The following is a 23,894-nucleotide window of genomic DNA, read 5'->3' as shown; positions in this document are numbered from 1 at the left end:
GGAGCTACCTGCCCGATTGGGAAATGTTGCCCTGGACGATGCGGTCGATCACCATAGCGCAAAGCAGGATCGCGAAACCCGCCAGAAGCCCCTGTCCCACGGCGGCGTACTGCAGTGCGTTCAGCACGTCCTCGCCGAGCCCCTTGGCTCCGATCAGCGAAGCAATGACGACCATGGAGAGGCACATCAGGATCGTCTGGTTGATGCCGGCCATGATCGAAGGCCGTGCCAGCGGCAGGTCGACGCGTGTGAGCAGAAACCACCGCGTCGCGCCATATGCCTGTGCGGCTTCGCGGATGCTCTCCGGAACACCCTGCAGGCCAAGCGCTGTCAAACGCACCACCGGCGGGGTACCGAAGATCAGAGTGGCGATGATGCCCGGCGGCTTGCCGATGCCGAAGAGTGCGATCACCGGAATGAGGTAGACAAAGGCCGGCATGGTCTGCATGAAATCCAGCACGGGGCGTATGGCTGCATAGACGCGGGGCCGGCGTCCGCACCATATGCCTAGCGGAATCCCAATCACGAGACACAGGATCGCCGCCGTGCCGAGCAGCGCTATCGTGTCGAGGCTCTTTTCCCAGAAGCCGAGCAGCGAAAGATAGGCGAGCGCTGCGCCGGTAAAGATGGCGACGCGGGGCCCGGCGAGTTGCCAGGCGAGCAGGAGGATCATCGCCATCGTGACGGGCCATGGCATGGCAGTCAGGGCATAGGCCAGAGCATCGAGGAAGCCGGACAAGCCGCGGGTGATCAGGCTGAAGAACCCGTCTCCAGACTGTGCGATTTGCTTCATCACCTCATCCAGCCCGGATGACAGCGCCGCTTGCCAATCCCTGTTTGACGGAGCCGTGGCAAGCCAGGCTACGGAAGAAGCCGAGGCAAACCGGTACGCGGTCAGGACAAACGCCGCGGCGCAGAAGAGCGCTGCGCATGACGCAAGCCGATAGTTCCGCCCTTTGTGAAGGGTTCGATCCGAACGCCATCGGGTGAAACGACGCTCGAGCATGCTATTGGCAAGCAGCCCGGCGAGGGCTGCGCTGAACAGCAGCGTGGCAAGGCCGGTTGCGAGGAAGCGCGATCCCTGGGCCCGCGCCGCAGTTGCGGTGGCCACCGCCTGAGTAGCGGCACGCTCGAGAGCCTTGGCCGATTTGTCGAGGCCATCGGCGTTGGCCGCGCCGGAATCCTTGGCCGCCTGCGCCTGCTTGGCGCGTTCGCCGGCCTGCTGTGTCAAGCGCTCGGCACGGCTTTGCTCCGCGGCCCCAAGATTGCCCGAGGCGCCGATGCTGATCTGGCCGACGGCCGCCAAATGGAGCAGCAGCGTGATCCAGAACAGAAGCAGCAGGTTTCGCGAGGCGGCCCATACAGGCCCGAACAGCGCGGCGGCCGAATTGAACGACCAAGCCCTTCCGGTCGCGGTTCTGATCCTTGCGAAGGCTCGGACATAATACCCGGAATTCTGAACCGCGAATGCGCGGGCGAGCGCGTCCTCGGACCCGGCTTCCTCCCGACCGCCAGAGTCGGGCCTCAAGGACATATGCGTATTCACGTCACATGCCCTTTTCTCAAACCATTGAGGATCGACTGCCGGTCGACGATGCCGACAATATTGCCCTCCGCGTCCTCGACCGCCAGCGGATCAGGCGTTGTCGCCGCGATCTCGACAAGGGTGGACAGGCGATCCTGTTCGGCGACCCTGCGCAGTTTCTGCTGTTGCGGACCCGTGTCGGCTACAGGCTGCATGACACGGCTGGCTGTAATGACGTCGAGTCGCGAAATATCGGCGACGAACCGAGCGACGTAGTCGTGCTTCGGCGATGTGACGATGGCTTCCGGCGTATCGATCTGGATCATCACGCCGTCTTTCATGATGGCGATCCGGTCACCGATCCGGATCGCTTCATCGAGGTCGTGGGTGATGAAGATCACCGTCTTGCCCATCGACTTGGAAAGGGCGACGAACTCGTCCTGAAGTTGCCGCCTGATCAGCGGATCGAGCGCGCTGAACGGTTCGTCCATCAAAAGGATCGCGGGGTCGGCTGCAAGCGCGCGCGCCAATCCAACGCGCTGCTGCATGCCTCCCGAGAGTTCCTGGCAATAGCGGTCCCCCCAGCCCGACAGATTGACCTTCGCGAGCGCGGCCTCGGCGACATCGAAGCGGCGTTGCTTGGTTGCACCCTGGATCTCCAGCGGCAAGGCAACGTTGTCGCGCACGGTGCGATGCGGCAAAAGCCCGAAGCTCTGAAACACCATGCCGATCTTGTGCGATCGCAGCGCACGAAGCTCCGTCGGCGTCTTCGCCATGATGTTCTCGCCATCAATGAAGATTTCGCCGGCCGAGGGTTCCAGCAGCCGATTGATGTGGCGGATCAGTGTCGACTTTCCACTGCCCGAAAGACCCATCACGCAAAAGATTTCGCCGCGGGCGACCGAAATGTCGATCCCCGCGACTCCGACCACACAACCGAAGCGCTCCGCGACCTGCTGCTTGTCGAGGCCTTGGTCACGGATCGCTTCGAGGGCCTCGCGCTCGCGGCCACCGAAGACCTTCCACACCGCCTTCATCACGATTGCGTGATCGGCTGCTGGGATCGTCGCAGCAAGCGCGGTCATCGCACCCGACCCTTGCGTGAGATGACCTCGTCCGTCTTTGCAGTCAACCCTTTGCGATGAAGAAGCGAAGCCTTGCCGTTCAGTGGCCGAACCACTTGGAAACCGTTTCGGGATTGGCCCCGATCCAATCCTTCGCGACCTCGTCCGCCGGCTTCTTGTCCACGATGATGGAATAGGCCCATTTGCTTACGTCGTCAGGGTTGAACTGCATGCGTTCCAACGCGGCGACGAGGTCTGGCTGCCTGTCCGCCAGCGACGCGGCATAAGCGATATGAACCGTCGTCTTGGCGTATGCCGATTCGATCTTGGATTTCTCGAACCATTGCGGGTCCTCGTTGGGTTGGACGACGACAAACTTGGCCGGATCATATGCCGGCTCTTCCAGGAATCGCAGCTTGTAGCGCGCGAAATTCTGGTGCGGGCCGTAGCAATAGCCAACCCAAGGTTTGTCCTGCTTCGCCGCGCTGTCGAGCGTGGCGTTCGAGATCGCCTCATCCGTCGCCTCGAGATTGAAGAAATCGGCAAAGCCGTAGTCACGGGCGCGCACCTTCTCGATATTGGTCGACTGCCAGCCCGGCGCTCCGATCCAGATATTGCCCTTCCCATCGCCGTCGCGGTCGAAGAGTTTGGCGTTTTCGGGATTGGCCAGATCCGAAACATCCTTGATGCCGAATTTGTCGTAAGTCACCTCCGTGACGCAATAGCCCTGCTTCGCCTCGTAGCCGTTCTCGGCCAGCTTAACCGACTTCTTGTCTTTGACGTATTTGTCGACCAGGCCCTGCTGGTTGGGGACCCAGGTATCCGGCCAAATGTCGACCTCGCCCTTGTTCCTGTCCATGGCTTCCCAGATCACCGGCACGGCGGTCGTCGTGACCGTCGAGACCGACAATCCGAGTTCCTGCTCAGCCGCCGCCTTGATGATGTTCATGACCGCCGTGGCGGTTGCGTAGTTTGGGTCCGGCATGGTGACATCGGCGGGCAGGGCTGATGTCATTGTACCGAAAAGCGCAGTGGCGAGCGACAAACCGAGAAGCGTATGTTTCATGAGGTTCCCCAATCCTGCTGTCAGATTTTTTGTTTGATCTTGCCGTCAGGTTAGCGGAACGGGCAGGCAATCCATCCCATTTTCCTTCGCATTAGCAAAAACGATGACCCGCATAAGGCCTTGAGTGGCAAAGCGCTTTTAATGTTCAGAAATAATCCTGATCCGGCATGCTCGCTTTACGTTTGGCGATGAAGGCCTGCAACTCTTCATCGATCGCGGGGTCCAGGCCCGGGTCAATATAGTCGCTCAGCAGCTTCTTCCACTGCCGGTTGGCGCGCTGGGCGGCATCAAGGCCGCCCTCGGAATTCCATTGCTCGAACGAATTGTTGTCGCTGATCGTCGAGCGATAGAAGGCCGACAGGAAGTTCGACTGCGTGTGAGCGCTGCCAAGGAAATGAGACCCCGGCCCGACTTCCGCGATGGCTTCCATAGCCTGCGCGTTCGGTGAGAGGTCGATGCCCTCGAACAGGCTCGTCACTTTGCCGCAAAGGTCGGCATCGATGATGGTCTTCTCGAAGCCGGTCACCAGCCCTCCCTCCAGCCACCCCGTGGCGTGGTTGATGACGTTGGCGCCGGCGAAAAGGGACATCAAAAGACCCCATGTCCCCTCTTGTTCCGCCTGTGCGTCGGGCAGCTTGGATGCCGAAAGCGAGCCGACCGTATGGAAAGGGACGCCAAGCCTTCGCGCGAGCTGGCCGGCCGCCAGCACCATCTTGGCTGCTTCCGGCGTGCCGAATGTCGGTGCGCCGCTCTGCATCGATATGGTGCTGGCGAAGCTTCCCATCAGGCACGGAGCGCCCGGATTGATGAGCTGCACGAGCGACAGACAGGCAAGCGCCTCGGCGAGCACCTGCGCCAATGTGCCGGCGACGGTGCATGGGCTCATGGCGCCGGCCAGCGTCCACGGCGTGCACGCGACCGGCTGGTTGTTGCGCGCATAGACCTTCAGCGAACCGGACATGTTGGAATCGAGCACAAGCGGCGCGTTGGTGTTGCTGACGTTATAGAGAACGGCGTTGTTCGCGACGAAGTCCTCGCCGAAGAGGATCTTGGCGATGTCGACCGCGTCCTGTGCGCGCTCCGAGCCGATGAAGGCGCCCATGAAGGGGCGGTCCGAGTAGCGTATGTGCGTGTAGAGCATGTCGAGATGGCGCTTGTTGGCCGGCAGGTCTACCGGCTCGCAAACGACGCCCCCCGAATGGTGCAGGTGGGGGATCATCTGATGGATCCGCACCAGATCGCGGAAATCGCCCAGCGTGGCATAGCGGCGGCCGCGGTCGAGATCGTGGACGAAAGGCGGGCCCCAGGAGGGGCAGAGCACGGTGTTGTCGCCGCCGATGACAACGGTGTTCGCCGGATTGCGGGCATGTTGCTTGAATTGCTGCGGAGCTGTGGCACGAACGATCTTGCGGCACATGCCGGGCTCGAACCGGACGCGCGTACCCTTTACGTCGGCGCCGGCGTCCCGGAAAAGATCGAGGATTTCCGGATCGTCATGGAACTCCATGCCGATCTCCTTGAGCAGGCGATCGGCATTGGCTTCGATCAGGCTCAAGCCTTCCTCGTCGAGGATGTTGAATGTCGAGATTCTTCGGCTGATATAGGGGCGGCGCGGCTCTTGCGCGCCTCGTTGTATGAGACGCGCCGCGCGGCCACGGGAGCGCGCCGGAGATGATCCTGCTTCGCCAGGCGTAACGACATCTTGCATGGTATCTCTCCAGACGTTCAAACCGGTGCGGCGGGCTGCAGATGGTGCATCCCGCGCAGCCGCAGATTTCGCGGATCGTAGGGAGCTTCCTCCAGTTCACGGGCCGCGAGCTCCTTGCCTAGGATCGAGATGCCGAAGTCCCGTTCCGGGACCCCTGGCCTCAGATATGCGAGCGCCAGCACCTTGTTCGTGCGGAAGCCGTAGCCCGCGCTCGTGATGACACCGACTGGCCGGCCCTCGCGCAGCACCGCGTGGCTGTAGAAGGGTAGCCGCTCGCCATCATCCTCGATTTCCAGAAGCGCCATCCGCCAGGGTTGCCCGTTCTGGCGCTCGAGCATGGCGTCGCGCCCTACGAAGGAGCGTCCGTCTGCTTTGACCAAAGCGCCCAGCCCCGCTTCGAGCGGCGTACGCTCGGTCGTCAGGTCGGCGCCCCATCCCCGATAGCCCTTCTCCAGACGCATGAAGTTCAGAGCATACACACCGAAGGGCCGCTGGCCGTGCCGCGCGCCCGCCTTGCCTATCACGTCGTACAACCGGCGGAACTGTCCGAGTTGGACATGCAGCTCCCATCCCGATTCGCCGGCATAGGACACGCGAAGCGCCGTCACTTTGATGCCCGCAATCCTGATCGTCTGCGCCGACAGCCATGGGAAGGCCTCATTCGAGAAGTCGACCTCGCTGACCGCTTGCAGGACGTCAGCCGCGTTCGGTCCCATGACGCCCAGGACACCCCGCCTTTCGGTGATGTTTTCGACAACGACACCCGGAAACGAGGCCGACCGGACGCGAAGCAGGTCGTCGTCGTGTCGTTCCGCCAGCGCCGCGCTGGTCAGATAGAAGCGGCGCTGCTCGAGCCGTGTGACGGTGAATTCGGAAGCGACGCCTCCTTTTTCGGTCAGAACGTGAATCAAGCCGATACGGCCAAAACGGGACGGCGGCGTGTTGGCGCCGAGCGAGGCCATGAAGGCTTCGGCATTCGGTCCGCTCACCTCGAACTTCGAAAAGGCCGAGAGATCGACCACCCCGACGCTGTCCCGCACCGCGAGACATTCCCCTCTTACGGCATCCAGCCAGCCCGGGCGCTTGAAGGTAAGCGGTGGGTTGCGGCCATTATTCCCTTTAGCGAACCAGTTGGGGCGCTCCCACCCATAGGCAGCGCCCAGCACCGCGCCTTGCGAGATTTGGACGTCGAGCGCGGGCGTGGTGCGGCGCGGGCGCCCCGCTTCGCGTTCCTCATAGGGATAGTGCACGCCGAATTGCAGGCCGAAGCATTCCACCGCTTTGTCGACGCGGTAGTCGCGATCGGCGTAATTGCCGAAGCGCCGGGGATCGATGGCCAGCGCATCCCGTGGCGGCTCACCGTCGACGATCCAGTCGGCCAGGAAGGCACCGGCGCCGCCGCCCTCCATCACGCCCATGCTGGAACCGGTCAGAAGCCAGCAATTTCTGAGGCCGAAAGCAGGGCCGACCAGCGGATTGGCGTCCGGCGTGAAGGTGATCGGGCCATTGACGACGGTCCTGATGCCGGCGCTGGCAAGCGCGGGAACCCGCTCCATCGCCAGTGCGATGATATGCTCGACACGGTCGAGGTCCGGCGGCAGCAATTCCATGCCGAACTCCGGTGGAACGCCGTCGATCGCCCAGGGATGAGCCGACTTCTCGTAGGGCCCGACGATATAGCCGTCCCTCTCCTGGCGCAGATACCAGCTCTCCTCCGGGTCGCGGATGATCGGGAGTTCCTTCTGGCCGGCCGCTATGCGCTCGGCGATTTCTGGCACGGTGTCGGTGACGACATATTGGTGGAGCATCGGAACGACCGGCAAATCGATGCCCATCATCTCGCCCACCTCGCGGCACCAGGTGCCGGCCGCGTTCACCACATGCTGAGCCCTGATATCCCCTTCCGCGGTTCGAACCAGCCACTCGCCCGAAGCCGTGCGGTCGATCGACAGGACCGGATTGCGGCGCACGATCTCGGCGCCGCGCGAACGCGCGCCTGCTGCCATTGCGTTGGTAGCCAGCGTCGGATCGACATGCCCGTCATTCGGCTCATGGATGGCGCCGAGGATGCCGTCGGTCTGGCAGAGTGGGTATATTTTCTTCAGCTCGGCGGGGGTCAGAATGTTGAACTCGTAGCCGACGAAGCGGCCAAGGCCTTGCACGTGACGGAATTCGTCCATGCGGTCCGCTGAACGCGTGACGCGGAGCGCGCCGCTCGGATGGAAGCCGGTCGGCAGGCCGGTTTCAGCCGTCAGCACCTCCCGGTAAAGCCGCACGGAATGGGCCCGCATCTCCATGATCGTGGCGTTGTGGGCGAAATGCGTGCACAGCCCTGCGGCGTGCCAGGTCGAGCCTGCAGTCAGTTCCTGCCTCTCGACAAGGACCACGTCGCTCCAGCCGCGCTTGGCAAGATGATAGAGAAGGGAAACCCCCATGGCGCCGCCGCCGATGACGACGACGCGGGCATGTTGTCTCATAGTGTCTCCTGTTGGCTGCGCATCCTGCAGCCGGATGGATCGTAAGGCGGCCTTTCGAGAAGCCTGAGACCGAAGCGCTGCCCCGCGACGGCGATCTCATATCTCGATGCGGCAAGTTGCTGTTTCGTTTCGCCCGTCTCGCAGGCGACATAGCCGAGGCAAAGACTTAGTCCCGTGCGGAAGCCGAAGCCGCCCGAGGTCGTCAGTCCGGCGAACTTGCCGTCCCGGTAAATGGGCTCATCGTGCAGCAGAAGCGGATTGGCTCCCTCGACCGCGAAATGCAGGAGGCGGCGGGTTAACCCTCGGGCTCTTTGCGCCTCGAGCGCGGCGCGCCCGATGAACTCGCCCTTCGTCCAGGAGACGGCAAAGCCTAGCCCCGCTTCGAGCGGCGTTTCCTTCGGGCCGACGTCATGTCCCCAGTGCCGATAACCTTTTTCCAGCCGGCAGCCGTCGAGCGCATAGTGACCGCAAAGGACCGCGCCATGCGCCCTGCCGGCTTCCCTTATGGTCGACAGCAGGCTTTCGGCGCATTCGACGGGAACGTAGAGTTCGTATCCAAGCTCGCCGACGAAGCTGACACGCGTTGCCCGCACGTTGACCATGCCGACATCGATCCGCCGGGAAGTCGAGAAGGGAAACGCCGCGTCGGACAGATCCGCATCGGTCAATTCCTCGAGCAGGTCGCGAGAGCGCGGCCCCATGACGCCGAGGACCGCCTCGGCCGATGTGGCGTCGAACACTGAGGCGTCTAGTCCGAAATCGTTGGCGTGCCTGGCGATCCAGGCGAAATCCTTTTGCCGAGTGGCAGCGCCGGAAACGACGCGGAAAGCGGCATCTCCGCTGCGTGTGACGGTGACGTCGGCCTCGATCCCGCCATGGCGGTTGAGCATTTGCGTGTAGACCGACCTGCCTTCGGCAACATCGATGTTGTTGGCCGACAGCTGCTGCAGCAATCTTGCCGCATCGCGTCCGGTAACGTCGAGCTTGGTGAACGGGGAAAGCTCGAACAGTCCGACGCCGCCGGCCATGGCGACCGCCTCGCGTTCGGCGGCCTGCCACCAGTGCTGCCTGCCGAAGGTATAGTGCGGCTCGCGATCCGCCTCGCTGCGGGCGTACCACAGCGGCCGCTCCCAGCCGGTCGGAGCCCCGAACACCGCCCCCGCTTCGCCGAGCATGTCATGCCAAGCCGAACGGCGCTGGCCGCGGCCGGCCTTGGACTGCTTGTAGGGCCAGTGCATCCGGAAGAGATCGGCGACCGATTCCTCCATTCGCGCCCGCACGAAAGCCCGGGATGCGGAGTTGCGATCGAAACGCGAGATATCGAGCGGCCACAGATCGAGTCCGGGTTCGCCGTCGACGATCCATTCGGCCATCGCCTTGCCGGCGCCGGCGGATGACATCATGCCCGTCGAGTTGAACCCGGCGGCGACGAAGAAGCCGCGCAGATAAGGCGATTCGCCCATCAAGGGCAGGGTGTCCGGAGTGAAGCTTTCCGGCCCGTTCATGAAGTGACGAATGCCTGTCTCGGCGAGAGCGGGAAAGAGCCGCAATCCGGCTGACATGAAAGGCTCGAACTGGTCCCAGTCCTCGGGCAATTCGACAAAGGGCCTGTCGCCGGCCGCGCTGTTGACCTCGAAGATCTTGGCGTCAGGCTCGAAGCCGCCAAGGACGAGCTTGCCGGAATCCCCCTTGACATAGATGCCCTCGTCCAGGTCGCGCAGGATCGGGAACGGGTTGGGCAGCCCTGCAATGGGCTCTGTCACCACATACATGTGTTCGACAGCCTGCAGCGGAACCGGGACCCCAGCCATGCCGCCGATGTGCCTTGCCCAGGCGCCGGCGCAGTTTACCACCGCCTCGCATCGGATCGTCGCGCCGGACGCCAGCTTGACGCCCGCGACCCGGCCTTTCTCGATTACGAAGCCGCTGCAGGCGACACCTTCCAGGATTCGTATTCCGGCTTTGCGCGCCCGCCTCGCATAGGCCGCGCAGATATCTACGGGATTGGCTTGCCCGTCCTCTTCCACCCAAAGTGCGCCCGCCAGTCCGTCAAGAGCTATTCCGGGAACCCGCTCGCCAATGACGTTCGCGTCGATCAGTTCGACCCGAAGGCCGCAGACGTCGCCCATATGCGCGATGCGTTTGAGCTCGCTCATCCGCTCTTCCTGGCGCGCCAGCCAGAGGCCGCCCGTTTGTCGATAGCCGGCGGACTGGCCCGTCAGTTCATCGAGCCTCGGGAGGAGCTCGGTCGCGTATTGCGCGAGGCGGGTCAAATTGAGCGTGGCCCTGAGAGGGCCCACGATCCCGGCGGCGTGCCAGGAGGTCCCGCTCGTCAATTGATTCCGCTCGATGAGAACGACGTCGGTCACGCCGAGTTCGGCCAGATGATAAGCGACGCTCAGGCCGATTACACCGCCGCCTATGATCACGATCCGGGCGTCTTCATTCACCGGTGGGATCCCTTTGCCGCCGAAACGCGGCGATCTTTCCCGCCAAGCGGGCTTGTGCTCAATGGGATTTCTGCAACATTAGCAAAACTTATGCTGGGTGCTGCGAAGGGATATCCGGTGAAGAGCGGCAGCTTCGATTTCAATCTGTTACGGTCGATCGAGGTTTTCGCGGCCATCGTCGAGACACGGCATGTAACGCAGGCCGCGCAGATGCTCGGCATGACCCAGTCAGCCGCGTCCCAGCATTTGAAGAACCTGGAAACGGCGCTCGGCGTAAGCCTGATCGACCGCAATCTGAGACCCATCGAGTTGACGAAGGCCGGCATAGCGCTGCATCGCCGGGCCGCCGCCATACTGGCGGAAGTGGAGGGACTGCGCACCGAGGCGCGCCGTGTCAATGCCGCGCCCCTGCCGCTGCTGAGGGTGGCGCTGCTGGCTTCGATCGCCACCACTTTGGCGCCCGCGCTCTCGGTTCTGGCGCGAAGAGATTTCGGCATTCCGGAACTCAGCCTTTTTGCCGGGCTTGCCACCGATCATGTCGCGCTGCTTCGGGCACGCCGCGCTGACCTGGCGGTAACTTCAGGCGAACTGTTCGAGATCGAAGGGCTGACGCGCTACCCCGTCATGACGGAGAAATTCCTGCTTGTGACACCGAAGGGTTTTTCTGGCGACGTCGGCGACATCAGAAAACTCTCAAGCAAGCTTGCTTTCGTGCGTTTTTCCAGGGAGACGCCGGTCGGTTTGCGGGTCGATCAGCATCTCAGCCGCCTGCGCATCGAGCTGCCGCGGGCGATGGAGGGCGATCGCTCCAGCGTGGTGATGGCGCCCGTGGCGGCGGGCATGGGCTTCGCCATCTTGACGCCGACGCTGCTCATCGACGGCCTTGCCGAGGGCATGCAAATCGACATTCATCCACTGCCGTTCACCAGCCTGTCGCGCAACATCCTGCTGGTCGCGCGGGAGCGGGAATTGGGAGAATTGCCCGAAGCATTTGCCGCGCGCACCGCGGAAGTGCTGAGAAAGGCGATAAACGAGCGCCTGCCCGATTTGCCTCCTGACCACTTTACCCTGGAGCGATCGGCGGCTCCGGCTTGACCTTAGCCGCCGCATTTTCGTCTTAGGGCATCCCGGCGCCCTAATTGGCTGCATCAGTTATCCTGATGGATCATTTTGCCGGTGCGTTCGCACACGCATCCATGTTCTATCCTTCCGTTGCTCAAATCTGAGAGGCAAGGACATGAACGCTCCTCATATCCATTCATCGCTTGCGGTCGACTGGTCGACGCAAAGCATTGTCGATCGCAGGGACCGCTTCTACTCCGCCTCCCAGCGCAAATTCGTCCCCTACAAGGATCCGCTGATCATCAAGCGTGGCCGGGGACAATATGTTTGGGATGAACAGGATAGAAAATACATCGACCTGCTTGGAATGAACCTTTGCATCTCAGTGGGTCACGCGCATCCGCAAGTCGTGAAGGCCGCGAGCGAACAGGTCGCGGAACTGACCCACTGCACCACCATGTTCTATCATCCGGTGCCGGCCCAGTACGCCGAAGAACTCGCGGCCACGATGCCGGCCGGCCACGAATGGGTCGTCCATTTCACCAATTCCGGTGCCGAAGCGATCGACCTCGCCCTGCTCATGGCGCGTTCCCATACCGGCAATATCGACATGCTGGCGCTTGCCTCCAGCTACCATGGAGCCACGTTTGGCGCGCAGTCGGTGACGGGCATAGCCGGCTTCCGCCACCCGGTCCCGCAGCTCGGGGGCGTAACCTTCGTGCCGGAGCCGAACCAGTATCGCGGCGTCCACGGCGAAGAATTGGAGCCTTATCTGCGGGAAGTCGACCGCGCGATCGCAACCTCCACGAGCGGCAAGCTGGCGGGCATGATCATCGAACCCGTCCAGGGCTACGGCGGCATCGTCCCCATGCCCGAAGGCTATATCGCTGGCGCATTGCAGCGAGTACGGGCCGCTGGCGGCCTCTGCATCATAGACGAGGTGCAGGCCGGCGTGGGACGCACGGGCGACGCCTTCTGGTCCTTCGAATCTCACGGCGTGGTGCCCGATATCGTTGTGGTGGCAAAAGGTGTGGGCAACGGAATCCCTCTCGGCGCAGTGATCGCCAAACGTGCGGTTGCCGAGTCGATGGCCGACAAGTTCCTGTTCCACACCTACGGTGCGAATCCGGTTGCGTGCGCGGCCGGCCGCGCCGTTCTCAAAGTGATCCGAGAGGAACAGCTTCAGGAGAACGCCCGGGCTGTCGGTGGTGCGCTCAAGGCTCGGCTCGAAGACTTGAAGGAGCGCTATCCGATTATCGGCGACGTCAGAGGCCGCGGCTTGATGCTTGCAATCGAGCTCGTCAAGAGCCGCGTCACGAAAGAGCCGGCGCCAGAAGAGACACTCGCGATCTTCGAGGAGACGCGCCGCAACGGGCTTGTCGCCAGCCGCTCTGGGCCTTACCGGAACGTCATTCGCATGTGCCCGCCACTCTGCCTGGCCATGTCCGATGTCGATGATGTCGTCGACCGTTTTGAAAGAAGCTTCGCCGCAACTGGCCGTTGATGACTTCAGTTGCGCCATGCACTCGTTGGCACGAAGCGTGATCCCCGGTCAGACATGACCGATACCCAGCCGGAGCTCCGATGATTTGCTGGACGAATTGGGCGCGCCCTTTCGTGCTCGCTACTTGCCGCAGGCCGGTTCGCCCTTCTGCCCGCAAGACGGCTTCTTCTTGACCTGTTGCTGCTGCGGCTTGGGCTGCTGGGGCTTGGGTTGCTGCGGCTTGGGTTGCTGCGGCACGCTTCGCGCCTGCACCTGAGGCTTGGGCTGCGCATGGAATTCCGGCTTTTGCGGCTTGGATAACGCCTGCACGCTCGGCTTCTGCTGCGGCTTGACCTGGGGCTGCGGGTTCCCCTTCGGCTTGCTGACCTTGATATTCCGCTGGACGTTGCCGTTCGCGACAGCGGGACCTGCATCGCCGCTCCGCGGCTTGCGGAGCTTCTTGTTCCCGGCAGCCGACCCCTGGTCGCTCGGCACGACAACGGACTGGCCAGCCGACAGATTCTTGCCTTTGCCGTTGCCCTGGCCGGACGTCGCGTTCGGATTGTTCTTGGGCTTCTGCGGGACGTTCAGGGCCTGCCCGGCAGGGGCACCATTGACGGTCGGCTGCTTGGGGAGCTTGCCATTCTTGTCAAGGCTGTTGCCGGCTCCGTTATGCTGGCCTTTGCCCTGTGCGGTAACGGCATTTCCTGTTTTCTGATTGCCGCCCAGGGTGGCTTGCTTGCCAGGCGGGTTCTTGGACTTGTCGGCGGGCAAATTCTGGCCGTTGAGCACAGGCGGTTTGCCGTCGACGAGCGGCAGCGTCTTGCCGTTCGCTCCAGGCAGGGCGTGATCGGTTGAGAGCGTCTTCGAGAGCGGGGTCGCGCCGCCGGGCTGCTTGCCCTGCGCCGCGGCCTGGTCGGGCTTGCCCGCAGCAACGGGGCGCTGGTTGGAGAGCGTGGCCTTCTTCTGCAACAGCGGCGGCAGCGCGACTTTGGTCGCGAGCGCGGCCGCGCCCATCCCGACAGCGGCCCCGGTCAGCTTCTGGCCGGTGGTGAGGCCACCTCGCTGCGCTGCCTGGTTGTTCTCGTTGTTGATCGTCGTGTTGTTGATGATGGTGGTGTTGTGGATGTTGTTGAAGATGACGTTGTCCGGCGGCGGCACGACATGAGGCGGCGGGTCGACCCAAGCCGGAATGGGCACAAAGGCCGGCGTCGGCAGGACGAAGATGCCGACGGGGGGCGGCGGGGGCGGCAGCATAACGAAATCGGGCGGCGGCGGGGGCAGGAATGTGACCGCGACCGGCGGTGGCGGCGGCAAGTCGAAATCGGGGTCGTCGAAATAGAGCACCGGCCGGTCGACATAGACGATTTCCTCCTCCGGAGGCGGCGGCACATCATAGGCGTAGACGGCAAAATCCTCCGGCGGCTCCAGGGCCGCCTCGAAATGCTCGAGCCGGCGGCGGGCGTCCCAGGCATGCGGGCCATGCGGGTAGCGCCGGAGATAGGACCAGTAGGCCTCCGGCGTATCCCGCAGCCAGGTTTCGCGCCAGGTGATCGCCTCTCGCCGCGCCGCGACGATGGCGCGCACACGCTTGGCCATGGGGTCGTGAGGATAGGCGACGAGGAAATCCTCGTAGCCACGCAACGTGTCGCGATCGAGGGCCGCGACATAGGCGTCGTGGGCATCGAAGTCGCGGATTTGCCTGGTTCTGTTGGCCTGGGATTCGGCCTCCGAAACTTTGGGCGCGGGCGCATCCGGAGCACGGTCGAAAAAGACGAAGGGCGCGCTGATCTTGGAGGCGTCCCACGGAACTTCCGCGCCCTGTGTTACCTCGTTGACACGCAGGCGCGTGCGATCGAACACATCGTCGAGCGACAAGCCACCCTCACGCATCATCTCGGCAAGGGCCTGGGCATAGGCGCCGTACGGCCCCCTGCCTTCCGGGGCGACGGTCCCCGGAGCGGCGTTGAAGGCAATCATCATGTTCGGGTCGGGATCGACCAGCGCGAGACCGCCGGCGAGCGGCTGGTTCATTTTCGGGAATGCATTGGGCCGCGCCGCATCGAGCACGACGATGTTGACCTTCGTCGGCAGTCCAGCCAGGGACTTGGTGATATCGGATAGCCGCATTCCCTGAAGCGGAACGTCGGTTGGATTGGCGATCTGGGCATCGACCGGCAAGAAGTAGTTCTCGCCTTCGAACTGCACACCGCGGCCGGCGAGATAGACGAAGACGACAGCTTCGGGACCGGCGGCGGAGACCTTGCCGAGGAAATCGCGCAATGAACCGCGCAGCGATTCCTGGTCAACGTCGCGGGCGCCGACCACATCGAAACCGGCCGCCTGCAGGGTCTGCGCGATCAGTCCGGCATCGTTGGCGGGTGTCGCCAGCGCGCCTGATGGATAGGCGGCATTGCCTATGACGAAAGCAAGGCGTTTTTGCTCTTGTGCAAGCGCGCCGGCAGCCGAAACGGCCACGAAAATGAAGGCAAGAAAGAAGCCGAGGAACTTCTGAAGCGTCCACATCGCAATCTGCTACGTGTTATCCGCTCTCTGTCAACAACGCCGGAGAGGTCGGAAGGTTTCCCGAAGCACGCAAATCCAACCTAGCAAGAAGGCGGCTTTGGGGCGGAATTTCGTCGAAAGAACAGTGCCTTCAGAATTACTTGCGAGGCTGTGACACCAAGCATATGCCGAACGAACGTCCTCGGTCCCAATCGGCAAAATATGTTTGCCGATATCGGACCATCGCTGGCAGCCGGCCTCTCCCCGAAGTGACAGAGGGGCCGCCCTCACCGAGCGGTCTGCTTTCAGCGAACGGCAAAGCTGGGCTCTACGAGGCTATGCCACCGGCGTCCAGATGACGTCCTCGATCTTGGCTGCGCCGGCCGCGAGCATCACCAGCCTGTCGAACCCCAGCGCAACCCCGCTTGCTTCCGGCATGATGGCGAGCGCGTTCAGGAACTCCTCGTCGAGGGGATATCGCTCGCCATATACCCTCTCCTTTTCGTCCATCTCGGCCTCGAAGCGGCGCCGCTGCTCCGCGGCATCCGTCAGTTCGCCGAAGCCATTGGCAAGCTCGACCCCGCAGCAATAGAGCTCGAAGCGCTCTGCGACGCGCGGATCGTTCGTGGTCTTTCGGGCAAGCGCCGCCTCGGCGACCGGATATTCATAAAGAATGGTCGCCTTCCCCTGCCCGAGCGCCGGCTCTACCCGTTCCACCAGGACCCTGCTGAACAGGTCTGCCCAATTGTCGTCCGGCGCGGTGCGCAAGCCGGCCTGCGTCAGGCCTTCGCGCAGCGCCTCCGCATCCGTCGAGCCGTCCCTGGCGACCGTGGCGAGCAGGTCAATGCCGGCATGGCGAAGGAACGCTTCCGCGACCGTGAGGCGCTCCGGCTCGGCAAAAGGATCGGTTTCGCGGCCTCGGAAGGCGAAGCGCTTCGAGCCGGCCCGCTCGGCCGCCAGCGCAACGAGCGCGGCGCAATCCGCCATCACGCTTTCGTAGGTCTCGCCGGCCCGGTACCATTCGAGCATCGTGAACTCGGGATGATGCAAGGCGCCGCGCTCCCGATTGCGATAGACCGCACCGAGACTGAAGATTCGCGTCTCGCCCGCAGCCAGAAGCTTCTTGCAGGCGAATTCCGGTGACGTGTGCAGATAGAAGGGCTGGCGCTTGCCGTCGGGCCCGATCGCCTCGGTGGAAAAGGCGGACAAGTGCGCCTCGTTGCCGGGCGAGATTTGCAGGGCGGCGGTCTCGACCTCTATGAAGTCATGATGAGTGAACCATTCCCGCGTGGCGGCGGTTATGGAGTTGCGTAGCATCAGTCGCGGGCGTCGGTCGGCATGAACGTGCGGCGTCCACCAGGGTGAGAAATAGGTCATCGGTGCTCGGTTGAGTTGCGGGGGTACTGGCGGCGGCGCTCAAGATGCGCTAGGCGCGACGAAAGGCTCCTCAGCCGGTTCCCATTGGTTTCCATTCATTCAGGGTTTAGCACGTGAAGGTAATCGCCAGTTCGCTCCGCAAGGGCAATGTCGTCGACAAGGACGGAAAGCTCTACGTCATTCTGTCCGCCGAAAACATCCACCCCGGCAAGGGCACGCCGGTGACTCAGCTCGACATGCGCCGCATCTCCGACGGCGTGAAGATTTCGGAGCGCTATCGCACGACCGAGCAGGTGGAGCGCGCCCATGTGGAGGAGCGCGAGCACACTTTCCTCTATCACGACGGCGAAGGCTTCCACTTCATGAATCCTGAGACCTATGACCAGGTCGCGGTGCCGGAGAGCGTTGTCGGCGACCAGGCGCCATATCTCCAGGAGGGGATGGCGGTCGAGCTGGCGCTGCACGAAGGCATAGCCATCTCGATCGTGCTGCCGCAGCGCGCAAGCTTCGAGGTCGTCGACACCGAACCCGTCACCAAGGGCCAGACTGCATCCTCGTCCTACAAGCCCGCGGTGCTTTCGAACGGTGTGCGCACTTCGGTTCCGCCGCATATCACGGTCGGCACCCGCGTCGTCGTCATGACGGTCGACGGCTCATATGTGGAGCGGGCGAAGGACTGAGGGTCAGCGATCGGTACAGCTAACCCTGTCCCGCTCTTTCCAGAAAAAGTCGTGACAAGGGACTCGCGGGCCGGGCGTCGAAACGCTCCTCGGCGAGGGCGCGCGACAGCGCCACGTCTCCTGACCGCAATGCTGCTTCGATCAGCGTCAGGTCGATGAAGTCGCGCTGCGCGTGGCTGCCGCCGAAGCGATGCGCCATTGCCCTGATCGGCCGCAACAGCCGGACCGTTTCCCGGTGATTCCCGTCGCCGAAAGCCTTGATCGCCAGCGCCACCGGGTGGCCGACGTCGCGCGTGAAGGCGGCATTGTCGTCCGCCGCCCCCATCGCCCGGCGCTGCGCTTCGATCAGGGTCTCGGCCGCCCCGGGCATATCGGCGCCGACAAACGCCATCATCGCATGGGCATCGTTGAAAGCATAATTGGCTGCGCCCGCCTTAGGCAGCCAGTTCGCGGCAAGCTCGCCCCAACGATCGCCGACATCGACCCCGCCGAGATGGAGCCGCCACAATATCGCCGAGGCGTCGACCATGTTCAGCGCAAGCGTCGAGCGGGAGCCGTAGATCGGCCCATCGAAGAGCGCGAGCACCTCGCCGGCCTCGCCGAGATCGTAATGGAACAGCGCGAGGTGCCACCAATTGTGCACCTGCAGGAAGCTCTCCCTGGTCCAGCCAACGGACTCCTGGCGCATCCAGCTTATGCCATCCCGCTGCCTGCTCTGCATCTCCATGACGTGGGCGACGGCGTGCTGCGCCCAGCCGTCACGCGGCTCGATCTCGACCGCGCGTTTCCCCGTCGCCTCGGCGCGGGCATAATCGCCGGTCTCCTCGAGCCCGAAGGCATGCATGCCGAGCAGGGCGTGGTGGCCAAGCATGCCCGAGGACCATGATGGCAGGGCACGCGCGATGCGATCGCGCAGCATGCGCGAATTGCCTGTGAAGAAATCGACCTGATGGCCGGCCTGCAAGGCGAGCGCATCGAGCGGATACTCGATCGAGATGTCTTCCAGCGTGGCGCCCGCCTCATGCCAGCGGCCGGCGGCAAGCTTGCCGAGCGCCGAGACATGCCCCTGTTCGCGCGCCGTACCGCCGAGCTTCTGCGCGGCGGCATGAGTGTCGGCCGCTACCGCCATTGCTTCGCGCTCGGTCGCGAGGCCATAGAGATAACCTTTCAGCACATGCGCCATGACGAAACCTGGCGCTGCAGCGATGGCCTCCTCCACCGACCCGACAGGATCGCCGATGAAGCACTGCAGCTCGTGGAGCGCGCGCTCGTAATGCTCGATCGCCGATTGCGTCGCGCCGGTGACTTGAAGACCGAGCGAATCGCGCATCGTGGAACCGAGCCGCAAACTCAATTCCCGGAGCGGATAGCGGCTGTGGCGACCCCCGCACCGACCAGCAGCGTGCCGCCGGCCCTGTTGAACATGCGGATCGTACGTGCATTGCCGACCATGCTGCGCGCCCGCGACGCCACAAGTGCGTAGCTGAAGGCGTTCAGGAAGGCGAGCGTCAGGAAGGTCGCCTCGAAGATCACCATCTGCGTCCAGAAATCGGCGTGCCGGTCGAGGAACTGCGGCAGGAAGGCGATGAAGAAGGTCAGGCTTTTCGGGTTGAGCGCCGTGACCAGCCAGGCATGCGCCATCATCTTGACGGCCGGGCTGCGTGTCGTGCGCGGTTCTGCCTTCATGGCGCCGCCCGCACGGAAGAGTTTTATGCCGAGATAAACGAGATAGGCCGCGCCCGTCCACTTCAGCGCCGTGAAGACCGTTGCCGAGGCCATCAGCAGCGCGCCGATGCCGAGCATGGAAAGGGTCATGGCCGTGAAATCACCGAGCGCGACGCCCACTGCCATCGGCAGTGCCGTTCGCCAGCCCTGCCCGAGCGCATAGGAAACGACGAGCAGGATGGTCGGTCCCGGAATGACGAGCAGCACCGCTGCCGCGGCAGTGAAGGCGAGCCAGGTTTCGAAGGCCATTTGTTCTCTCCTGTTGAAGGAGAGCATAAATCTCTCGGTCGCTCCCGATGTAAAGAAGAATCTAGTGGTGAAAACCTGATGCTTGCCACCTGACACGCCAGTCTCGTTTGGACTGGAAAGGGGCCATTGAGGCAAATCGGTCAGTTGACCGAATCGGCCGTATCTATTTGACTGCCACTGGCCCCGTGCAGCCAGCCGCTCGCTCCCTTAGGATGGTGAATGCACGAACATTTTGGTGGACCCCTTTGGGCGACCGTCAGCAACGCGAGCACTGACACAGTATGCGCCCTGCAAGGGATCGAACCATGGATAAGCTTTCTCGCTCGAAATCAATGGCAAAAGCGTTGCGTAAGGCGCTTGCGGAACGGCAGGTGGACCTGCCGCATAGCGCCTGTCTGGAGATCGTCGCACGTCAAAACGGTTTCAGAGACTGGAACGTCTGGAAAGCCGCCTCCGATGAGGAAGTAACTTTGAGTATGGCGATCATGGTCGAGCACAGCCGAGAGGAAGAAGCCACACGTTTCTATGAGGCTGCTTTTGATGCTGTGCGGATCGGAACCTACGTGCATGCTGACGAACTAGTAGCTGTAGATCTGAGAATTGGGGAAACGAAGATCACTGTTTCAGGCTCCAATCCCCGGCGCGAACTGGAGCCCGTCAGAGGCGGCCCGTTTTATCCGAAGGGCAAGGGCTCAGTCAGTTCGGTCCTTCGCCTCGAAGTGCGTGATCCAGAGGCTGTGCTGAGGAAAGCAGTGGAGGCCGGGGCTGTCATTCGTGACGAGCTTCAGGTGAGCACGGAGGGATACCGTGTTGCATCCGTGTTTGATCCATTCGGTCACATCTGGGGCTTGATGGAAAGGGGCTCGTCAATGCAGAGGGGCCAAGCATAGCGAGCAACCGGAGTTTTCTGGCCAGAGAACAGTCTGGCCAGCTTCCGCCTTCGGCAAGCTGCAGAGGTTGTGGATCGGACTGTGTTGGACCGGCGGAAGCGGCCCCGCTAGGCGCTTCTGGAGAGATACGCCCTCGCGATTTCGCACATTCGCTCGCCGTCCATCGCCTCGCCGTGACCGCCGCAGGCGATCCGCACCGGCAGCTCGAGGATGCGTGCCATCGTCTCGCGATACGCTCTCCGATCCGAATCCGGCAGATCGTCGATCAGCTGCTGGTCATGGATGGCGTCACCGCTGAAGAACAGGCCGTCGTGCTCGTCGAGCAGGCCGATCGAATCCGGCGAATGGCCTGGTAGGTGCAGCACACGGAACCGACGATCGCCGAGGTCGACGACATCGCCTTCGAAGAGCGGCATTGTCAGCTTCGCCGGGTGAAGCCTGTAACCGGCGAGCTGCCAGCCGGTTTCCGGCGGCTCCGCCAGCGGTTCGTCCAGATCGCGGAACTGGTCGGCATAGGTCTTCGCGTCATCCATGAGCTCGAACGATCGCGCCGAATATCCAGGTCCGGCGCGTTCGGCGAATTCGTGCAGCGAGCCGACATGATCGAGATGGATGTGAGTGGCAGACGCAACCAACGGCTTGCCGGCAGCAGGCTCGATCGCCTCGGACAGGCGAGCCAATCCCATGCCGGTATCGACGAGGAGGTCGCGGTCGCGGCCGGCCAGATGGAACATGTTCGCGCGAAAGAAGGAGTTTACGAACGGCTCCTCATACACCGCGAGCTCAGGCGTCAACTGCCGCCTGCGAAACCATTTCCTCGCTTCCACTAGCACTCCTGCTCCCTCGCGTTAGAGCCTTCTGGTTTTGGATCGGCGCCGCCCCTCACCCTTACCCTTACCCTCTCCCCGCACGCGGGAGAGGGGGACGCCGAGGTTGGCGCCTCGCCCCTTAGCCGGAGGAATCGCGACGCTGACGCCCCCTCTCCCCGTTTTTCACGGGGAGAGGGTAAGGGCGAGGGGCAGCACCTGCGCCTGGAGAATAACAGAACGCTCTAACAAGCCGGCAGCTCGTATTCACGCTTTTTCAACCATGTTGGCAGAAAGTCGTCTGCAATGCGTGCTTTGGTCTGGAGTCCACGTGTCCTCCCTCTCCCCGAAATCTTTCAACCGCCTGCTCGCCTCCTCGCTTACGCGCCGGACGGTGCTCACTGGCTTTGGCGCCGCAGCGCTCAGCGCCTGCTCGCAGACGGCCGACATGCCTGCGCTGGAGCTCGATAATTTCACAACGGGAACGGTCCCCACCCGTCCCCAAATCGGTATCGACAACCACGTCACCAGCCCTGACGTGATGTACGCCTCCTTGACCGACGAGGGTTTCGTCCTGCCGGCGATCCCCTATGACAAGGTGCCGCGCGAGTATCGCCGGCAGATCGTCGTCGATCCGACCGGCGAGCAGCCCGGCACCATCGTCGTCAATCTCGCCGAGCGTCATCTCTATTACGTGTTGCCCGGCGGCGAGGCGATCCGATACGGCGTCGGCATCGGCCGCGACGGCTTCCGCTGGTCGGGCCGCGCCAACATCCAGTACGGAAAGAAATGGCCGACCTGGAGGCCGCCGGCGGAGATGATCGCCCGCAAGCCGGAGCTGGAAAAGTGGCGCAACGGCCAGCCGGGCGGCCTCGACAACCCGCTCGGCGCGCGTGCGCTCTACATCTACAAGGACAATGTCGACACCGGCTACCGCGTGCACGGCTCCCCCGAATGGTGGAGCATCGGCCAGGCGATGTCGTCGGGTTGCGTGCGCATGATGAACCAGGACGTCATCGACCTCTACAACCGCGTCAACGGCCGGACGCCGGTCGTGGTCGGCTGAGCGAAGGGAAGTCCCCTTTCCCCAAAGCGTCTCGCAGGCGGAAATAGGCAAAACTGTCCCCGGTGTCTTGCCCTGCGCCGACGCGGAGATAAATAACTGCCCCGGTGCTCGCCCTCAACGGTTGCGCGTTCGCACCGGTCGGGCCATGCTTGCTCAGATCGTACAGCCTGAAATCGGAGAGAAATGACATGTCGGCGACCTTCGTCATCGCGCAAGGAGGCGGCCCGACCGCCGTCATCAACCAGACGCTCGTCGGCGCCGTGCTGGAAGCAAAGAAGCGCCATCCCGGCGCCAAGGTACTCGGCGCGCGCCATGGCGTGCGCGGCATCCGCGACGGCGACTATGTCGAGCTCTCGGCCGTGCCGGAGGCGCAACTGAAACTGGTTGCCGGCACGCCGAGCGCCGCCCTGGGCAGCACGCGCGACAAGCCGGATGCCGCCTATTGCGACGTGGTGCTCACCGGCCTCAGGAAGGCCGGCGCCGACGCCTTCATCTATATCGGCGGCAACGACACGGCCGGCACCCAGCAGATCCTCACCGATGCGGCCGGCGGCAGCATGGCTTTCGTGCACGCCCCGAAGACGATCGACAACGACCTCGTCGACAACGACCACACGCCGGGCTTCATCTCGGCCGGCGAATTCGTTGCAGCCGCTTTCCTGAGCGTCGATCTCGATTTCCGCGCCCTGCCCGGCGTCTATGTGGGCATCGTCATGGGCCGCCATGCCGGCTTCCTGACGGCCGCCTCCGCGGCTTGGCGCCTCGATGAGGAGAGCGGCCCGCATCTCGTCTATGTGCCCGAGCGCGGCTTCTCGCCGGCGCGCTTTATTGACGACGTGAAGAGCACGCTCGATCGACACAAGCGCTGCATCGTCGCAGTCTCGGAAGGCGTTTCAGCCGAAGATGGCCGTTCGCTGGTCGAGACCATCGTGCCTCCGGAGAAACTCGAGCGCGACGCGCATGGCAACCTCAAGCTCTCCGGCACTGCGCTCGGAGCAACCTTCGAGCAGATACTGGCCGAGGGCTTGCCCAAGGCACGCGCTCGCGTCGACACGCTCGGTTATCTGCCGCGCGGCGCGATCTCGATGATCAGCCCGACTGACGCGAAGGAGGCTTTCGAGGCCGGCGCCTTCGCAGTCGAGGCTGCCGATAAGGGGGGCGGCTCCGTCGCGTTGCAATTCGATGGCGAGAAAACCGTCACGAAACTGGTGCCGCTCGCCAATGTCGCCGGCAAGACGCGCCATATGCCCGACGACTTCCTGAAATCCGGCGAGAACCAGCTCTCAGAGGCCGGGCTCGCCTATTTCAGGCGCCTGCTGCCTAACAAGTTCGAGGTCGGCAAACCGTTCGTGTGAAAGGCTGGGCTTGGGCCCGCTTCAGGTTAACGCAGATTTCATCCCGCAAGCCATTTGGACACCGGCGGATGGGGTCACCAGCGGCTGAAAGTTTGACCGTTGGTGCTGCCCCTCACTGCCCTGCCGGGCATCTCTCCCCGCAAGCGGGGAGAGAGACACTGCCGCTTTGATTTCGCCAATCGCCGACGGTGCAGTACGAGCGCCTTCAAAAACGGCCGGCGTCCTTCTCCCCGTTTACGGGGAGAAGTGCCCGGCAGGGCGATGAGCGACTATCTGACGTGTCAAGTTGCATTAGCGAACTCGATGCGCGCATCGCGTGCTTTTGCATTGAGGATGACGAGCAGCTTGCGGGCGAGCGCGATGCGGATGACCATCTTCTCTTTGCCTGCCGCCTGCAACCGCTGAT

Annotated in this window: 17 protein-coding genes and 1 pseudogene; 6 read left to right on the top strand and 12 right to left on the bottom strand. The window is 63.3% G+C overall.

All coding sequences use genetic code 11. The features are described from left to right. Positions 1-4: 4 nt before the first annotated feature. The 6 genes from SAZ10_RS24515 to SAZ10_RS24490 form a co-directional block, all read right to left on the bottom strand. Positions 5-1,534, bottom strand: a complete 1,530-nt coding sequence (locus SAZ10_RS24515; protein ID WP_318612019.1) for a proline/glycine betaine ABC transporter permease — start codon at positions 1,532-1,534, stop codon at positions 5-7. Positions 1,535-1,542: 8 nt separating this feature from the next. Then, the gene (locus tag SAZ10_RS24510; RefSeq protein WP_318612018.1) at positions 1,543-2,610 is read right to left on the bottom strand and encodes a betaine/proline/choline family ABC transporter ATP-binding protein; all 1,068 of its coding nucleotides are present in this window, start codon (positions 2,608-2,610) and stop codon (positions 1,543-1,545) included. A 79-nt stretch (positions 2,611-2,689) separates the two neighbouring features. After that, a complete protein-coding gene (locus SAZ10_RS24505; RefSeq protein ID WP_318612017.1) occupies positions 2,690-3,655 on the bottom strand; it encodes a glycine betaine ABC transporter substrate-binding protein in 966 nt (321 codons plus the stop codon). A 145-nt stretch (positions 3,656-3,800) separates the two neighbouring features. Next, the gene (locus SAZ10_RS24500; protein ID WP_318612016.1) at positions 3,801-5,363 is read right to left on the bottom strand and encodes a trimethylamine methyltransferase family protein; all 1,563 of its coding nucleotides are present in this window, start codon (positions 5,361-5,363) and stop codon (positions 3,801-3,803) included. 17 nt (positions 5,364-5,380) lie between these two features. Beyond that, positions 5,381-7,840 (bottom strand): FAD-dependent oxidoreductase, encoded by a 2,460-nt coding sequence (locus tag SAZ10_RS24495; RefSeq protein WP_318612015.1) that lies wholly within the window; start codon positions 7,838-7,840, stop codon positions 5,381-5,383. Continuing rightward, positions 7,837-10,290, bottom strand: a complete 2,454-nt coding sequence (locus tag SAZ10_RS24490; protein WP_318612014.1) for an FAD-dependent oxidoreductase — start codon at positions 10,288-10,290, stop codon at positions 7,837-7,839. Before SAZ10_RS24490 ends, SAZ10_RS24495 begins: the two co-directional genes overlap by 4 nt. 90 nt (positions 10,291-10,380) lie before the next feature. Between SAZ10_RS24490 and SAZ10_RS24485 the strand changes: the two genes are divergently transcribed. Next, entirely contained in the window at positions 10,381-11,385 is a 1,005-nt protein-coding gene (locus tag SAZ10_RS24485) for a LysR family transcriptional regulator (RefSeq protein ID WP_318612013.1), read from the top strand. A gap of 142 nt (positions 11,386-11,527) precedes the next feature. Continuing rightward, positions 11,528-12,856, top strand: coding sequence for an aspartate aminotransferase family protein (locus SAZ10_RS24480; protein ID WP_318612012.1), 1,329 nt, complete (start codon positions 11,528-11,530; stop codon positions 12,854-12,856). A 120-nt stretch (positions 12,857-12,976) separates the two neighbouring features. Here the strand turns inward: SAZ10_RS24480 and SAZ10_RS24475 are convergent, their stop codons facing one another. Further along, positions 12,977-15,361 (bottom strand): caspase domain-containing protein, encoded by a 2,385-nt coding sequence (locus tag SAZ10_RS24475; protein ID WP_318612011.1) that lies wholly within the window; start codon positions 15,359-15,361, stop codon positions 12,977-12,979. A gap of 315 nt (positions 15,362-15,676) precedes the next feature. Further along, positions 15,677-16,717: an EF-P lysine aminoacylase EpmA gene (epmA, locus tag SAZ10_RS24470; protein WP_318612010.1), complete on the bottom strand. Its 1,041-nt coding sequence runs from the start codon at positions 16,715-16,717 to the stop codon at positions 15,677-15,679. Between the two features lie 113 nt (positions 16,718-16,830). On the opposite strand from epmA, the gene efp reads away from it, so the two are divergent. Next, the gene (gene efp / locus SAZ10_RS24465) at positions 16,831-17,397 is read left to right on the top strand and encodes an elongation factor P (protein ID WP_318612009.1); all 567 of its coding nucleotides are present in this window, start codon (positions 16,831-16,833) and stop codon (positions 17,395-17,397) included. A 19-nt stretch (positions 17,398-17,416) separates the two neighbouring features. On the opposite strand, the gene SAZ10_RS24460 is transcribed toward efp, so the two are convergent. Beyond that, the gene (locus SAZ10_RS24460) at positions 17,417-18,727 is read right to left on the bottom strand and encodes a tetratricopeptide repeat protein (protein ID WP_318612173.1); all 1,311 of its coding nucleotides are present in this window, start codon (positions 18,725-18,727) and stop codon (positions 17,417-17,419) included. 20 nt (positions 18,728-18,747) lie between these two features. Beyond that, on the bottom strand, positions 18,748-19,371 hold the full coding sequence (locus tag SAZ10_RS24455) for a LysE family translocator (RefSeq protein ID WP_318612008.1): 624 nt from the start codon (positions 19,369-19,371) through the stop codon (positions 18,748-18,750). 305 nt (positions 19,372-19,676) lie between these two features. Here SAZ10_RS24455 and SAZ10_RS24450 point away from each other — a divergent pair, with 305 nt between their 5' ends. Beyond that, positions 19,677-20,261 carry a glyoxalase superfamily protein gene (locus SAZ10_RS24450; protein ID WP_318612007.1) on the top strand — a complete coding sequence of 195 codons (585 nt, stop codon included), beginning with the start codon at positions 19,677-19,679 and terminating at the stop codon, positions 20,259-20,261. 107 nt (positions 20,262-20,368) lie between these two features. Here the strand turns inward: SAZ10_RS24450 and SAZ10_RS24445 are convergent, their stop codons facing one another. Continuing rightward, entirely contained in the window at positions 20,369-21,055 is a 687-nt protein-coding gene (locus SAZ10_RS24445) for an MBL fold metallo-hydrolase (RefSeq protein WP_412535292.1), read from the bottom strand. 376 nt (positions 21,056-21,431) lie between these two features. On the opposite strand from SAZ10_RS24445, the gene SAZ10_RS24440 reads away from it, so the two are divergent. Both SAZ10_RS24440 and SAZ10_RS24435 read left to right on the top strand, forming a co-directional pair. Continuing rightward, the gene (locus SAZ10_RS24440) at positions 21,432-22,133 is read left to right on the top strand and encodes a L,D-transpeptidase (RefSeq protein WP_318612171.1); all 702 of its coding nucleotides are present in this window, start codon (positions 21,432-21,434) and stop codon (positions 22,131-22,133) included. 188 nt (positions 22,134-22,321) lie between these two features. Beyond that, on the top strand, positions 22,322-23,488 hold the full coding sequence (locus SAZ10_RS24435) for a diphosphate--fructose-6-phosphate 1-phosphotransferase (protein WP_318612006.1): 1,167 nt from the start codon (positions 22,322-22,324) through the stop codon (positions 23,486-23,488). Positions 23,489-23,769: 281 nt separating this feature from the next. Here SAZ10_RS24435 and SAZ10_RS24430 read toward each other — a convergent pair. Continuing rightward, positions 23,770-23,894, bottom strand: a pseudogene (locus SAZ10_RS24430) (IS110 family transposase); the annotation flags it as partial.

Origin of the sequence: Mesorhizobium sp. BAC0120 (assembly GCF_033542235.1) — a bacterium.
Classification (GTDB): domain Bacteria; phylum Pseudomonadota; class Alphaproteobacteria; order Rhizobiales; family Rhizobiaceae; genus JAWRCU01.
Note: the sequence above shows the minus strand (reverse complement) of the source record. Positions and strands in the feature narration are given on the sequence as shown.

What these genes read in the sequence shown, in the direction of transcription:
- SAZ10_RS24515 (WP_318612019.1), bottom strand. Translation starts at nt 1,534, where the DNA reads ATGTCCTTGAGGCCCGACTCTGGCGGTCGGGAGGAAGCCGGGTCCGAG.
- SAZ10_RS24510 (WP_318612018.1), bottom strand. Translation starts at nt 2,610, where the DNA reads ATGACCGCGCTTGCTGCGACGATCCCAGCAGCCGATCACGCAATCGTG.
- SAZ10_RS24505 (WP_318612017.1), bottom strand. Translation starts at nt 3,655, where the DNA reads ATGAAACATACGCTTCTCGGTTTGTCGCTCGCCACTGCGCTTTTCGGT.
- SAZ10_RS24500 (WP_318612016.1), bottom strand. Translation starts at nt 5,363, where the DNA reads ATGCAAGATGTCGTTACGCCTGGCGAAGCAGGATCATCTCCGGCGCGC.
- SAZ10_RS24495 (WP_318612015.1), bottom strand. Translation starts at nt 7,840, where the DNA reads ATGAGACAACATGCCCGCGTCGTCGTCATCGGCGGCGGCGCCATGGGG.
- SAZ10_RS24485 (WP_318612013.1), top strand. Translation starts at nt 10,381, where the DNA reads ATGCTGGGTGCTGCGAAGGGATATCCGGTGAAGAGCGGCAGCTTCGAT.
- SAZ10_RS24480 (WP_318612012.1), top strand. Translation starts at nt 11,528, where the DNA reads ATGAACGCTCCTCATATCCATTCATCGCTTGCGGTCGACTGGTCGACG.
- SAZ10_RS24475 (WP_318612011.1), bottom strand. Translation starts at nt 15,361, where the DNA reads ATGTGGACGCTTCAGAAGTTCCTCGGCTTCTTTCTTGCCTTCATTTTC.
- epmA (WP_318612010.1), bottom strand. Translation starts at nt 16,717, where the DNA reads ATGACCTATTTCTCACCCTGGTGGACGCCGCACGTTCATGCCGACCGA.
- SAZ10_RS24460 (WP_318612173.1), bottom strand. Translation starts at nt 18,727, where the DNA reads ATGCGCGATTCGCTCGGTCTTCAAGTCACCGGCGCGACGCAATCGGCG.
- SAZ10_RS24455 (WP_318612008.1), bottom strand. Translation starts at nt 19,371, where the DNA reads ATGGCCTTCGAAACCTGGCTCGCCTTCACTGCCGCGGCAGCGGTGCTG.
- SAZ10_RS24450 (WP_318612007.1), top strand. Translation starts at nt 19,677, where the DNA reads ATGGATAAGCTTTCTCGCTCGAAATCAATGGCAAAAGCGTTGCGTAAG.
- SAZ10_RS24435 (WP_318612006.1), top strand. Translation starts at nt 22,322, where the DNA reads ATGTCGGCGACCTTCGTCATCGCGCAAGGAGGCGGCCCGACCGCCGTC.